This is a genomic window from Gimesia benthica (genome assembly GCF_009720525.1).
GTDB classification, from domain to species: Bacteria; Planctomycetota; Planctomycetia; order Planctomycetales; family Planctomycetaceae; genus Gimesia; species Gimesia benthica.
In genome coordinates this window covers 3771599-3785572 of sequence record NZ_CP043930.1, presented here as the reverse complement: position 1 = coordinate 3785572, position 13974 = coordinate 3771599, and the positions used below count along the sequence as shown (strand labels likewise).

The 13974-nt window shown below is 55.3% G+C and carries 10 protein-coding genes; 4 read left to right on the top strand and 6 right to left on the bottom strand.

Annotated elements, in window-relative coordinates; genetic code table 11:
- Positions 1-38: 38 nt before the first annotated feature.
- Both F1728_RS14460 and F1728_RS14455 read right to left on the bottom strand, forming a co-directional pair.
- Entirely contained in the window at positions 39-1139 is a 1101-nt protein-coding gene (locus F1728_RS14460; protein WP_155364710.1) for a hypothetical protein, read from the bottom strand.
- A 341-nt stretch (positions 1140-1480) separates the two neighbouring features.
- Entirely contained in the window at positions 1481-2848 is a 1368-nt protein-coding gene (locus F1728_RS14455; protein ID WP_155364709.1) for a PQQ-binding-like beta-propeller repeat protein, read from the bottom strand.
- 335 nt (positions 2849-3183) lie between these two features.
- Here F1728_RS14455 and F1728_RS14450 point away from each other — a divergent pair, with 335 nt between their 5' ends.
- From F1728_RS14450 to F1728_RS14435, 4 genes are all read left to right on the top strand, one after another.
- Positions 3184-3591, top strand: coding sequence for a hypothetical protein (locus F1728_RS14450; RefSeq protein WP_155364708.1), 408 nt, complete (start codon positions 3184-3186; stop codon positions 3589-3591).
- A gap of 603 nt (positions 3592-4194) precedes the next feature.
- Entirely contained in the window at positions 4195-4968 is a 774-nt protein-coding gene (locus F1728_RS14445) for an SdiA-regulated domain-containing protein (RefSeq protein WP_155364707.1), read from the top strand.
- Positions 4969-5370: 402 nt separating this feature from the next.
- Positions 5371-6690, top strand: coding sequence for a DUF1552 domain-containing protein (locus tag F1728_RS14440; RefSeq protein ID WP_155364706.1), 1320 nt, complete (start codon positions 5371-5373; stop codon positions 6688-6690).
- Complete coding sequence (locus F1728_RS14435) at positions 6687-9158, top strand: DUF1588 domain-containing protein (protein WP_155364705.1); 2472 nt, start codon at positions 6687-6689, stop codon at positions 9156-9158. Before F1728_RS14440 ends, F1728_RS14435 begins: the two co-directional genes overlap by 4 nt.
- 35 nt (positions 9159-9193) lie before the next feature.
- On the opposite strand, the gene F1728_RS14430 is transcribed toward F1728_RS14435, so the two are convergent.
- The 4 genes from F1728_RS14430 to F1728_RS14415 form a co-directional block, all read right to left on the bottom strand.
- Entirely contained in the window at positions 9194-10627 is a 1434-nt protein-coding gene (locus tag F1728_RS14430; protein ID WP_155364704.1) for an arylsulfatase, read from the bottom strand.
- Positions 10593-11954, bottom strand: coding sequence for a sulfatase (locus F1728_RS14425; protein WP_155364703.1), 1362 nt, complete (start codon positions 11952-11954; stop codon positions 10593-10595). Before F1728_RS14425 ends, F1728_RS14430 begins: the two co-directional genes overlap by 35 nt.
- Positions 11955-12093: 139 nt before the next feature.
- A complete protein-coding gene (locus F1728_RS14420; RefSeq protein ID WP_155364702.1) occupies positions 12094-12960 on the bottom strand; it encodes a cyclase family protein in 867 nt (288 codons plus the stop codon).
- 117 nt (positions 12961-13077) lie between these two features.
- On the bottom strand, positions 13078-13677 hold the full coding sequence (locus F1728_RS14415; RefSeq protein WP_155364701.1) for an SMI1/KNR4 family protein: 600 nt from the start codon (positions 13675-13677) through the stop codon (positions 13078-13080).
- Between the last annotated feature and the right edge of the window lie 297 nt (positions 13678-13974).

Sequence of the window (13974 nt, the reverse complement as noted above, 5' to 3'; positions counted from 1 at the left end):
ACAGTTCCGGAAACCCTGATCCACAGCGCAACGGAGATCTAATGCGATTCCGTTGCGGGGACGGCCGCTGGTGTTGCCGCGGCAGCAGCGGGGGCGGGGGGATTGGGCTTGAAGCGGGTCACCAGAACCACGCCGCAGGCTCCGATCAGAATCGTCGTGATCAATTGGCCGAGTGGGAAACCTTCCGGGGCCGACCAGTTGTTGGCGGAGAAAATCGGCATCAGAAAGACGAGCGTGTTGACGGCGGGCGTTCCCGAGAAGACCAGCGGAGGAACAGTCAGCGGTCCGGTGGGCCCCAGGCGGTTGATCGCCAGAATGATACACAGGTTACCGCCGACGCCGAACAGCCCCGCGATAAGGGCTTTCACACATCCGTCCACAGAAAACTGTTCGCTGACCGGCGCACCGCTCAGAAACAGCACATAGATTCCCAGGGCCACCACGGCAACCAGGAAGTAGCCTTCGCCAACGTGCGTGAGTGCTCGCAGGCTCTTGCACAACTTGTTCTGGCCTTTCATCGCCACGCTGCCGGAATGGATCAGAGCGACGTAAAGTCCCCAACTGAGGACCGTCCAGGCGGTTGCGATTTTCCAGGCCTGGTTCGGCGCCGCGGACCCATGATGCCCTGTGGCGGCGATTTCTTTCAGACCGATCATGTGCCAGCCGAAGACCAGCAGCAGAACGAAACCGATCGCGAAGAGCGCCTTGTATTTCACCGGCCAACTCTCCTTGGTCGGCGGCTTCGTGATGAGCGCGTAGAGGATACTCACCAGTGGAACCCCGCAGAACACGAGCGGCATCACCTGGCCGTGTCCGCTGGGACAGTACTTCAAAGCATAGGAAAGAGTCACCGCGCCACTGGCGACGAACAGCCCGGCGATCCGTCCGATCCGGTTCCCTTTTGGTGTGAAATCTCCGTCGTCGATGCCTTTCTGTTTCAAAATCGGCAAGGCGACGTACCGCACCAGCAGCCAGGCTACCAGCAGGTAGGAGATGCCGACTCCGATGGCGGCCATCCAGTTGTTGCCCTGCAACGCCCCGGTGGCTCTACCAAACCGGGAGCCGTACAGCCCCCAGCAAATCCAGACGCCGACGACATAGGTGAACCAGAAGCCAAAAATCGCGTGAGCTATATTCACCGCTCGTACTTTCCTGTTGATATTCTAGAGCGCGTCACAGTTAACCATTGCGTGCACGAGCTAATATACTCGGTCCAAATGGCCCTGGAGACGCTACAGTAAAACTGGACACAGTCTAAAGACCCGACTGATAGCGCTATTCATTCCGCACGTGGCCCGGATTTTATCAGAGACGGCGAATGTTTTCTACTTGCCCGGCCAGATTTTGCGTGGTAAGAAACAGAGCGCCACTGGAAATCCATTTTAAGCTGAACAGACGCGGCGAATTCACATCAATGGAAAGAGAATCGAGCACGACACGATTCTCCGCTGGTTTGCAGCAAGCGACCAGTCTCCCCGATTCACCGACCCGCATCAATCCGATACAGGTTGTCGACCGTGCGGATAAAAATGCTGCCGTCGGCAATCGCGGGGGTGCCCCAGGCTTGCTGGTCGAGCTTATTCACGGCCACCACCTGCAGTTCGTCACCAGCTGCGATGACATGCGTGTTGCCATTGGAATCCAGCGCGAACAGGTGTTTGCCGTCGGTCCAGGGAGACGCCCAGAACGCGCGGGCACCCGGGACGCGGCTCTCGTATTCCAGACGTCCCGTTTCGAGATCGACACAACGAATGATGCCCCGGCGGCGTTCGAAGAAATACAGGTTGCCAGCCAAATAAGTCGGCGACGCCATTTGAATGCCCGAGCCGTCCATCCGCCACTCCACGAACTCTCCCTGCCTGCCGTCTCCCGGCGGAGTAATATCACCCGTGCCCCCCGGTTTGATCGAGTAGAGCCGCCCGCCTCCGTCATCATCGCCGCCCCGATTGCGAAATTCGTTACCAACGAACAAACGATCGCCAACAGCAACGGGGGTCGCCGACGAACGCCCTTTATTCATATCCAGCGTCCAGAGCAACTTTCCAGTCGCCGGATCATAGGAGCGATAGACCGTGCCTCCCACGATCAGTTCATTCCGCAATGAATTCTTCCAGATCATGGGGCTGCTGTATTGCGACTTTTCATCGCGATTGACCTTCCAGATTTCATCTCCGGTTTTCGTATCCAGGGCGACGAGGAAGGATTGCTCCTGGTTATCAACCTGAATGAACAGCCGATCTTCGAACAGCACCGGCGAGCTCGACGTGCCCCAACCGGCCCGCATCTCATACACACCCAGGTCTTTCTGCCACAACACGTCCCCTTTCAGGTCGAGACAATACACGCCGTTCATGCCGAAGTACGCGTAAATCCGTTTTCCGTCTGTGACCGGCGTTTCCGTGGCATAGGTGTTGGTGCTGTGCCGCGGCATCGGCGGCTTGCCTTCTTTCACCGTCTTCTTCCAGATTTGCTCGCCAGTGGCAGCATCCAGACAGACAACCTGGTATTGATACAGCACGTTGACCAGATCGTTACGATCGCGGCCGTAGCCACCTCGATTGGATTCCGGCCGGGCAATGTTTTTCTTAGCGGGATTCGCAGGCACCGCAGCCGTCATGTAAACGCGGTTCTCCCAGACAATCGGCTGAGACCAGCCTTCACCCTCAAGCGGCTTCTTCCAGCGAATATTGGTTTGTTCTCCCGCAGCATCCGACCAGTTAACGGGCAGCGGTTTCGCAGAGACCGCATTGGAATTCGCACCGCGGAACTGAGGATAGTTTTCAGCCAGGCAGGCTTGCCCCACGGCCAGCACGAAGAACAGCACGGTAAGTTGAGAAGTAAAATGCATAAAACTCTTCCTGACATCCATAACACAAACAGCGGTTATGGATCATTGAGAACCATATGAGAAAATATCTGACATACAGATAGTGTAGAGGCTACCAACGAGAAAGAAATAGCAATTCTCTGTGAGAACAAAATCGCTGTCAGGGACTTAATAGAGTAATAATGCGGATGCTTCCGGATGGACATCTGGATGAGCATATCAGCAAATCGGCTTCAAACTGAAATACTCCTTTGCTGTTCAGTTGGATAACTGATAGCTTGAGACGGAAAGAATTCCTGCCTGTCACTCGTGAACTGTCATAGAGTTAGCTCAAATTCCAGGGGAGTAAAAAGCTGATGTTGTTCTGGAAACGAAAACCCAAAGCCCCCGGACCGCCAGCACACGGTCCTGATTTCTCCCATGTTGATTCGCTGGAAAAAGCGCTGGCTCTGGTTGAAGCAGGAGAACTCGAAGTGCTGTACCTGATGCCGCCCGAATTCGGCGGTCCTGAAGATCCTCGGAATATCGTTTACGTTCCGGTGGGAATCGCGGAAATCAAATACAGTACCGACATGAATATCATTGCGCCGCTGGTTGAGTCCGGCAATGTGCAGCATTATGCAGCTGTACCCGAATATCGAGGGCGCAGCTTTATCCCCATGGCGATTAAAATCGAGGCGACCGACCCTGGTCGATTTGAAAGCGAAATCAACATCTGGGGTGAAGCACTGGAGCGCGAAGATGAACTGGAACTCGAACCTTAAGGGGACAAAAAGACTCGGAGTCTTTTAATCAAAGTGACAGGCCTGGAATCTACTCTTAATTGGAAGGTCTGTAGGGATGCGAGCTTTGAACTGTTTCAATTTCCGTTTGAGTTAGCGGCACAAGTCGATGTTCTGAATCATCGACTCCATCATTCCCATACTCGATATACGTCGTCGATAATTTGCTGGTGTATGCTGTGACTTCCTTTAATGACTTAAATTTTTTACTGCCGACCAGAAAATCGTCCAGCTTACATTTGTGATTATACATGTGCCCTAAATGATATTCGCCGTTTTTCATCTTGATCAGCACTGCACCTTTTTTCCATCTCTCATTTGGATGGACAGTCACATCCCAGACAGTACAACTGCATATTAAAAATATCACGATCGTTAACGAAAAGTATTTCATGGTTTGACTCTAACTCATATGAAATGACACTGTGAATCTCATTTTTATATCTAAGAAAGAAACAAGGCAATACCAGACTTCCTTCTGCTCATATTTCTTACTCGATTCCATCCACTGAGAGTACAGCCTGCTTACACCTGCTGACCAGGACTCAAAAAGCCTTTTTCATCCCTACACAGAAAGACTCATCCATGTCCATTGCTTCGCTGCAATTCGAGACATTCTGTTCGATCAAAAACAAAGCACTCGGACTCCGCGAACCATCGGGGCTCACCATCGATCCGGAAGGGACGCTCTGGACCGTCTGTGATCAATCGAGGAAACTCTTTCAGCTTGACACCAACGGTCAGATCCTCTCGACGCGGGAGGTGGACAACAAAGGCCTCGAGGGTATCACCTTTGATTCCCGGGGGCATATCCTGGTCGTCGACGAAGATGCCGGCAAGATCCTGAAGTACGATCCCGCCACGGGAAAGGAAATCGCAGACCGCCGGTTGAAGGACATGCAGGGCTTCGCTGCCGTCTCCCTTTGTTTCGGAGAGTCCGACAACAATGGACTGGAAGGCATTACCCATGACCCTGTACGTTCCGAAATCCTGCTGCTCAAGGAAGCCGATCCGGGACTGCTGATCGCCGTCAGCGATGATCTGCAGCGCATCGTCACCGTCGATCACCTGGACAAGAGCCGGGGATTTGTCGACGAGGAACTCGATGCAGAAGCCATCGATTTCTCGGGCATCTGTTACGACCGCGTGCGTGATCTCTGCTGGATTGTAAGCGACCAGGCCGGACAGGTCTTCATTTACGATCGGCACAACGGCAGGGTCACCCAGCGTTTCCCCTTCGAGGCTGCAGGAAAAACGATTCGTAAAGCCGAGGGAGTCACCCTGGATCGCGAGTCAAAGTATCTCTACATCGTCTGTGATCAAGACGCAGAACTGGCCCGGTTCCGGATTGTGGATTGAAGTCGCGCAAGTCAGATCCTGTTTACTTCGAGCCTGAATCAAGCCTGACAAAAACCAGGGCGATATGAGAGATCCCAACCCGAGCATTTCATGGGCCTTGTAACCTGTTTTATATGTTGAAGTTATAGAATTCATTCTGGTGAGATACTTAAGGTGGCTCAGACCGGCTCTCCTCCGGATAAAGCTTGAAGTCGCACGAAAATCAGTTAAAATATCGTTGATGCGTAAGACGTTTCCGATTCAACACGTCTCACGCAACCAGCCGATACTATTCCAGACTGCCTGCCACGACCTACTGATCCGTGAAAACGCGTTTCGCTGCTCGAAGAGATGGAGAGCCTCACTCCCGCGACGCGTCGAGATCACAGTTGAACCACCGTATTGTTTTCTGAAAGATCGACTATGCTCAATCGTAGACAAATGATGCAAACCCTGGCCGCCGGTGCCGGTGCCGCCTTCGGACTTCCCCTCCTGCCCGAACGTCTGCTCGCCATGCCGACCAGTAAAGACACTCCCAAGCGGATTGTCTTCTTCATGCAGAACCAGGGTTTCGATCCGGCGACCTGCATTCCCGAAGGGATGAAACGCAGCGGCTCACTGGCGAAGGTCAAACTCCCCGAACCGATCAGCCCGCTGGAACCATATAAAGATCGTTTGCATATCATCAACGGTCTGCACGGCATTCACACCAGTCCGTCGCACAGCGCCTTCTTCGGCGCGCTGGGCGGCTACCGCGGTAGTGACGGCGTACCGCCGAGTGCGTCGACCATCGATTACGAGTTGAGCAAAATTCTGCCGCAGACACTGCTGCCGCATCTCTGTATCGGCATGGACTCCATCGAGAACATGCGGACCAAGCCGACCATCGCAACGCTCTCAGCCAGTGGCGCCGGTCAGCCGATCTTCATGCACTCCAATCCGAACCACCTGTATCAGATGCTGTATGGCGGCATCTCTACCGGCGACATTCGACGTCAGCACGAAGCCCGTTCCAATATCTTTAATCAGATCGAACAGCTGGCCGCCGCGAAAGGCAATGCTCTGCCCACCGCCGACCAGCAGCGCTACGGTCAGTTCGTCGACGGCTTCAAAGAAGTCAACGGTCTGCGGGATCGTCTCGATTCGGTTGCCGGTCACTTGAGCAAATTTGCACCCAAAGTCGACGGTCGTTATACCAGCCCTGAGCACGAAACCGACTGGCACGATGTGCTGCTGGATCTGGGCATTTCCTCCCTCACGTCTGGCATCACCAATACGCTGACCATCGGCTCGGGCCGCGGCGAGATCTTTGGTGCCTGGAAAGGGCTGGGCATTGAACAGCAGGGCCACAACCTGGGTCACATGGAACAGCCGGGCAATCCGATCTGGATTAAGATCCGTCAATACAACAGCCGCATGCTGGTGCGGATCATCGAAGCCCTCGAGTCGATCCCCGAAGGGAGCGGCACGATGATGGATCACACACTCATCGTCTACACCAGCAACAACGCCGACAAGCAGCACACCAGTGGTGCCAACTGGCCGGTGATGCTGCTGGGCAATTTCGACGGTGCCTTCAAGACGGGCTGCTTCACCCAGCTGGACGGCAAACGGCCGATCAACTCGCTGTATGCAACACTGCTGGAAGCCGCCGGCGTTCCCTGTGAGCACTTCAACATGAATGAGAAGCTGGCCCGCAAGTTCGATTCCGGTTCCGGCCCGCTGCAGGAACTGCTGGCATGATCGGGTTTCGTCTCGTCGCCGCTCTCACAGTTTTGTTAAGTCTGCTCGCTGTCACTCACGGCGAGACGTACACGCCCGGGCAGAAGGTTTCCAAAGACTATCAGAGTTTTGCGAAAACCTTTCTGAAAACCCACTGTGTCGACTGTCATGGCGCGACCGACCCGGAAGGAAACCTTTCGCTGCACGATCTCGGTCCCGTAGATGAAGTCAACGCGGCGACCTGGCGCAGTGTCTGGGCACAGGTCACGCTGAAAGAGATGCCGCCGCGGGACATGACTCAGCCAAAAGTCATCGAACGGCTGCAGTTCTCGGACTGGATTGTCGGCGAACTGACAAAAGCGATGCGCGACAAAGGGGGCTTCCACGATCACCTGGATCCGAACAAAGCCAACTATGTCGACCATGAGCTACTCTTCGGTCCTCTGCCGGAAAACATCAAACTCGTCCCGACCGCGTCCCCGGCACGACTCTGGCGATTAACGCCTCAAGAGCACATGACGCGTCTGAATGAACTGATCAACAAAGAGCCCGAATACGATCCGAACAAGCCGGGACTGCGGACGCACGGTGATGTCGTTCCCACCAATCACGGCGGCGAACTGAAACTCTATTTCGGAGTCGATCGCATTATCAAATGGCAGGGCGGAACGGTGGCGTATGCGACCGCAGTCAAGAGCGTCCCCGCCATTCTGTCGTCAGCTCGCACACACGGACTGGAAAACTATCCCGACTTCTACACGGTCAACAGTGCGGAAGCGACACAGATCCTGAGTATGGCGGCGGATATTTTGCGGTACATGGCGTACGGTCCGTTGAGCATCGCCAAGCCGTACCAGATCAGCGATGATCCGCGTCCCGTCATGGAAAAATGGAAAGGGGATATTCGCGGGCTGCCGACGAGTCTCGTTTACAGCACGAAAGTCATGCGACCGCTGACACCCGTTTATGATTTGATGGAGCAGGATGGGACAACCGATGCCAGTCTGCAGTCCGCCATCAGTTATCTGTTCGAAATGCTGACGTTCCGCCCGCCGACTCCGAAAGAGTCAAATCAGTACTTGACCATCGTGAAACAGTCGATCGATAAACTCGGTAAGAAAGACGGCGTCATCCTGGGGTTGTCAGCTTTGTTTCTCGATCGCGATGCCCTCTTCCGCCCCGAACTGGCCGCCGCCGGTCAACCCGATCAGTATGGCCGCGTGATGCTGCAGGACTGGGAACTGGGACTGGCGGTGAATCATGCCTTGCGCTACATCAAACCAGACGCAGAACTGCGTGCCGCGATCGTTGAAGGTCGCATGCGAACCCGCGCAGATGTGAAACGCGAAGTCGAACGAATGCTGGCGGACGACACTATCCGCAAGCCGCGAGTCCTGCGTTTCTTTCGCGATTACTTTGACTACGATCTGGGCGGTTACATCTGTAAGGATGCTAAAGCACTCGCAGATACAGGAGTGAGCAACCGGGGTCAGGCCCATTATCGGGCCATGTTCGATTCGACGGCCAGTACAGATCGCCTGATCGAACTGATCTTGAAAGACGATCGCGATGTCTTCCAGCGTCTGTTGACAACCAACCAGGTCGTCGCGACCAAAGCAGATGAAATCTATTTTGGTGAGAGACGAACCCGCAAGGAAGAGATCGCCGCCCGCAAAGCGGCGCAGGAGCAGGCTGCAAAAGAAGCGGCCAAAACCGGAAAGGAACCCAGCAAGGCCGACAAGAGAAAAGCCGCGCAGGTCAACCATAAAGTCACACCGACGAAGCTCACAGGACCGGAGATCTTCGCCCGCGTCAGTCGTCGCAGTTTTGGTAGAGGTTCGATGGAACCGGAGCGAATCCTGGCAAAAATCCCGGAAGATCAGCGTCTGGGCATCCTGACGCATCCCAGCTGGCTGGTCTCACATTCCGATGCGATGGACAATCACGCCATTCGTCGCGGCCGCTGGATTCGAGAACGGCTACTGGGTGGCGGTATTCCCGATGTGCCGATCACCGTCGATGCCATGCTGCCCGATGAACCGGATAAAACACTCCGCGAACGGATGCGGGTGACTCGCGAGGAATACTGCTGGACCTGCCACAAGAAAATGGATCCGCTGGGTCTGCCCTTCGAGATGTATAACCATGCCGGCCTGTATCGCGAGACCGAACTCGAAAAACCGGTCGACACCACCGGCGCAATCATCGACTCCGGCGATCCCAAACTCGATGGTGAAGTCGCCAACGCGCTCGAGCTCATCGAAAAGATCGCGGCCAGCGAGCGGGCTGAGCAGGTCTTTGTCCGCCATGCATTCCGCTTCTGGATGGGACGCAACGAAACGTTGAACGATGCCCCGGTGCTGCAGGCAGCCCATCGCGCCTACAAAGAGAACGGCGGCAGCATGAATGCACTCATCGTCTCCCTGCTGACATCAGACGCCTTTCTCTACCGCACCCGCAACGACGCCGCGCTGGTGGAATCTGACTGAGCCGGTATCGCATTCAGAAAACAGGATCATTACCATCAAGGCTGCCACAGAGCTTTGCCCCGGTAGCGGGTGCCGATGGGATATCGTTCGCTGGGGACCGCAGCGGTCTCCATGATCTGTGCGATCCGCTGAACGACCTCGGGATGTTGTTTCGCGACGTCTGTGGTCTCTCCCAGATCCTGATTCAAATCATAGATCGCAATCGTGCCCTGCTGGCCGTGGCGAATTCCTTTCCAGTGCTTCCAGCGCACTGCCTGATCGTAGCGGGCTCGGCAGTGGCCGTAATCCCAGTAAAGATATTCATGTTTCTCAGGCAGCGATTTTCCCTGAAGCGTCTGCACGAGGGAAATGCCGTCGAGGTCCTGAGGAACCGGGGTGCCCGCCAGTTCCGCAAATGTGGGCAACATATCCTGGAAGGCAATGACTTCTTCGTTAACGGTGTCTGCAGGAACGACGCCGGGCCAGCGGGCAATCAGAGGCACGCGGATGCCTCCCTCGGTGAGATCCCGTTTAAAACCCCGTAACGGTCCATTTGTCTTAAATCGCGCGGGGACACCTTTATGTCCGCCATTATCGCTGGTGAAGATAATCAGCGTCCGCTCGCGCAGCTGGAGCTCATTCAAGAGGCGCATGATTCGTCCGACATCGCGATCCAGTCGATGGACCATCGCGGCATATTTTTTCGATTTGGCATCCCAGTCCCGGTCGGAGTAAGGTTCGGTCGAAGGGACTGCCAGCCCGTGCGGGTCTTCCGCTTTCGCGGAAAAGTGAGGCACGGTGTAAGCGGCATACAGGAAGAAGGGTTCCGCAGCCGAGGCACGAATGAATTTCAGGGCACGATCGGTCAGCAGATCGTGACTGTATTGCTGACGCGATTCACGGTTCCCCGTCAGCTCCAGGCGACCTTCGTTGTCGTCCAGGTACTCGGTGAAATAATAATGCGCGTGATCCTGGTTCAGGTAGCCGAACCACATATCGAATCCCTGGTTCGTAGCCCGCCCGACCGTGCCTGCATCGCCGAGCGACCATTTTCCCACGCCGCCACAGCGGTACCCCGACTGCTGTAACACTTCGGCAACAGTCACATCGTCCGCCTGCAGGTAAGTCGGGTAGTGGGGGATGTTATCCCGCGCGGGCGTATGACCGTTGTGCAGCCCGGTCATCAAGACGGCCCGTGAAGCCGTGCAAACTGAGGCGCCCGCGTAAGCCTGTGTGAACCGCATCCCCTGGGCGGCCAGCTGATCGATGTGCGGCGTCTGAATCAGTTTCTGCCCGTAGCAACCCAAATCACCATACCCCAGATCATCGGCCATGATGAAAATGATATTCGGACGCTGCTTCTCTGCGGCCTGTACCGCAGTCGGCACACTGAGCAGACAGACTATCAGCCAGAATATTACAGAGGCAAACGGGAATCGCAGTCCGCCGCTGATATCAGTGTTTAAGTTTCTGAGCGCTCGTATCGACATCCGCTTCCCATCCCTTCAAAGCCTGGTTCAGTTTGTTAACAATTTCCGGATGCACCGCTGCCTGGTTCTGCTGTTCGCCGAGATCGTTTTCCAGATTGAACAGTTCGCGGCGCTGATTGGTGACGCACAGCTTCCACTTCCCACTGCGCACCGCGCTGCGATTTCCCATCCGCCAGAACAGACTACGGTCGGCCAGCTTCTGTCCTCCCTGCCAGAGCGGTGCGAGATCGACGCCGTCAGTCTGGTAATCCGCCTCTGGTATCCCCGCGATGCTGGCGAAGGTGGGGAGCAGATCAATGGAGTGCGCGGTCTGATCCGTGACGCCAGGGCGAATGGTGCCCGGCCAGGACATCAGACAGGGCACGCGATGCCCGCCTTCGTACAACGTCCCCTTCTGACCGCGGAGGGGACCGTTGCTGGAGATGTGCTGAAACTGTTTTCCATAGTTGAGATAGCCGCCATTATCCGAAGAGAAAATGACGAGCGTGTTCTTTTCCAGTTGCAGACGTTGAAGTGTGGAGAGAATCTGTCCCACACTCTGGTCCAGCGATTCAATCATTGCCCGCGTATGAGGACTGACATTTCCCGGCTCGGGAATGATACCCCATTTATCCGCATGGTAAGACTGTCCCGCTTGCCGATGCGGCGGATCGTTCGGCCCCTGCCAGGGAAAATGAATCGCCAGATGAGGCACATAGAGGAAGAAGGGCCGCTCGCGATTGGCTTTGATAAACTCCACGCTATACCTGCTCAACAGGTCGGCAGTGTAACCTTTTTCCATCTGGATCGCATTGTTGTGCCACCAGTCCTCATTGCCCGAACGATCGACGTGCGTGTGATGATCGCCGTCTCCCGAGGCCAGACCGCGAAACACATCAAAACCCTGACTGGTGGGCAGCCAGGGAGGCTGATAGCCCAGGTGCCACTTCCCGAAACAGGCGGTCGCGTAACCCCGCTGTTTCAGCAGCTCGGCCATCGTCAGTGCCTGATGGGGGAGACCGATGTCGCGGTCTGCTTTGCCTGAGAGGGCGCCTTCAAACTCGGTACCAAATCGCTGTTGATACTGCCCGGTGAGCATCGCAGCCCGGGTCGGCGTACACATGGCGCCGGCGGAATGGAAGTCGGTAAACATCAAGCCACCCGCAGCCAGGCGATCGATGTGGGGCGTCTGGACCTGTTTGTTTCCATAACAGGCCAGGTCACCGTAACCGAGATCGTCAGCCAGGATTAATACAATATTCGGCGGTTGTTGCTCGGCAGCCTGAGAAACCAGGCAGGTCAACACACAGCAGACCGCGATCAACAGAAACATAAGAGGGGAGCGCATGACGTCTTAGATTCCAACGAAACAGCAGGGAGTGAATTCAATATCCGTGCTCTTCACTATAGCGGCAGCCCCTCATCAATCACAACTTAAAACCGTGACAGAGCGGCAGGGCTGCATCTGACATGGTTTACTGCCACTCTCAGGGTAGAATCGCAAACACGCGTGCCGGGAAGCCTGAGCCTCCTTTGGGTTTGGGGAAGGTGACCACCGCCAGGGCCCCCGCTTCGGGCAGTTGATCCAGGTTTGTTAACAGCTCAATCTGATAATGGTTCTGGCTCAGGATGTAGGTCTCCAGGAAATAATCGTCCTGCGAGGTGGCGACGCCGGGATCGGTGTCGGTGGTTTCATGCCCCGAAGCGGTGATGCCGCGCTCTTCGTAGAGATACTGCAACACCTCCCGGCTCCAACCCGGATAGTGGGCGATGCCGGCCTTGTCTCTGTTGTGCATGGCGGCGTCATCAGGCCAGCGCTGCGACCAGTCGGTCCGCATCACGGCAAATGCGTTTTTGGGGACTGGTCCATGCTTCGCTTCCCACTGGCGGACATCGTCCATCGTAATCGTATAATCAGGATTCTGTTTCACCGCCTGATGAACGTCAAACAACACCAGCGGCAAGATCATTTCTTTGACCTCGATCTGATCCAGCGTGCGGCCCCCTTTGATAAAGTGCGCGGGAGGATCAGCGTGCGTCCCCCACTGTCCAACGTGACAATACAGCTGCGCGAAGAATCCGGTTCCCAGCGTGTCGGGCTGTTTGTCATACCAGTAGATGGTCTTCACCGTTTCATTGGGAAAGCCGGGCCAGTGCGGAATCCCCGGCTCAAAGGCATGCGTCAGATCGACGAACTTCTTCTGCTGCAGCACCTCATACGCCTGCGTCAGAGTGATTGCTGTCACCGCGTCTGCCTCTGAAGCAACCGGCTTCTGCCCGCAACCAGAGAGACACAGGGGCAGATAAAACAAGATCACCAGCGGATAGAGATGACCAGGGCAGGAGATTCTCATGTGTGTGGTTTCCCGTTTCAGATCAGAGTGGATTCGACTCCCCGATTGTCCGGAATGACCCCGCACCGCACAAGCACTATTATCAAATCGCGCAACCCGAAACGTATCGGCAACAGCTCATTTCCGGACAGGTCTCAGCTTATCCCATAATTCCAGCAGTAGAAAGTACGGGACTGCGATGATCATAGAGAACAACAGTAACAGCAGCATGACCGGCGCGAGCAAAAGACTCAGGCAGACACTAAGTGTCTCCATCAGCTTTCCAGGTGGTTGATAGACCCTTGTGTCATCCAGCTCACTCTCGTACTGAATTGCATCCTCGTAGAGAAAGACGACGTACTCAACGTACTCCTGCAGGCTGTCTGCGTCGGGCAGGGGGTTCCCTGCTGCATCCTCGGGATATTCGCCGTGATGTGGGCCGCCCATATAGACGGGAGTGGCAGGGGACCAGGTATCGATCGCGTACACGTCTCCATTCCCATTTTCGCCGATGACGAAATAGTGGGGTGGAAAAAACATGTGCACGTACTCTGCCTGGTCCACATTCATCCGGATCAGCGATTGTTGGTTATGAGTGAGCAGCTCCAGTTCTTCGACGCCGAGTGTCTCCGCCAGGTCTAACAACCGTTGCGGATAATTTAGCAACAGCTCTCGATAAGCGGCCGGCAAAATACAGCCGGTCGCGGTTTCCAGTTCCTGGATTTCGGTTTCGGTCATGGTGTGACCTCGGAGAACGTAATGCGATTTCACATGTCTCTGGTAAAGAAAACCAGTGGCATGCGCATGAGGGAACGGGTATAAACAATTTGCTGCTCCGCCTATTCTAACATTCACTCCAGCAGGATCGAAATTATCGGCATGGATATTTCTTTGGGTGACATTTTATTTCCCACAGTGAATCCGCCGCTAACGGAAGCACAGATCCCTGCTTTTGAAAGATGACTTTCGAAATACGACCAGCGAATTTCGCTGAGATTCCCGGCAAAGTGATTGAAGGCAATGCTCACCTTGAGG

Coding starts and splice junctions, on each gene's coding strand:
- F1728_RS14455 (WP_155364709.1), bottom strand. CDS start 2,848: ATGCATTTTACTTCTCAACTTACCGTGCTGTTCTTCGTGCTGGCCGTG.
- F1728_RS14450 (WP_155364708.1), top strand. CDS start 3,184: ATGTTGTTCTGGAAACGAAAACCCAAAGCCCCCGGACCGCCAGCACAC.
- F1728_RS14445 (WP_155364707.1), top strand. CDS start 4,195: ATGTCCATTGCTTCGCTGCAATTCGAGACATTCTGTTCGATCAAAAAC.
- F1728_RS14440 (WP_155364706.1), top strand. CDS start 5,371: ATGCTCAATCGTAGACAAATGATGCAAACCCTGGCCGCCGGTGCCGGT.
- F1728_RS14435 (WP_155364705.1), top strand. CDS start 6,687: ATGATCGGGTTTCGTCTCGTCGCCGCTCTCACAGTTTTGTTAAGTCTG.
- F1728_RS14430 (WP_155364704.1), bottom strand. CDS start 10,627: ATGTCGATACGAGCGCTCAGAAACTTAAACACTGATATCAGCGGCGGA.
- F1728_RS14425 (WP_155364703.1), bottom strand. CDS start 11,954: ATGCGCTCCCCTCTTATGTTTCTGTTGATCGCGGTCTGCTGTGTGTTG.
- F1728_RS14420 (WP_155364702.1), bottom strand. CDS start 12,960: ATGAGAATCTCCTGCCCTGGTCATCTCTATCCGCTGGTGATCTTGTTT.
- F1728_RS14415 (WP_155364701.1), bottom strand. CDS start 13,677: ATGACCGAAACCGAAATCCAGGAACTGGAAACCGCGACCGGCTGTATT.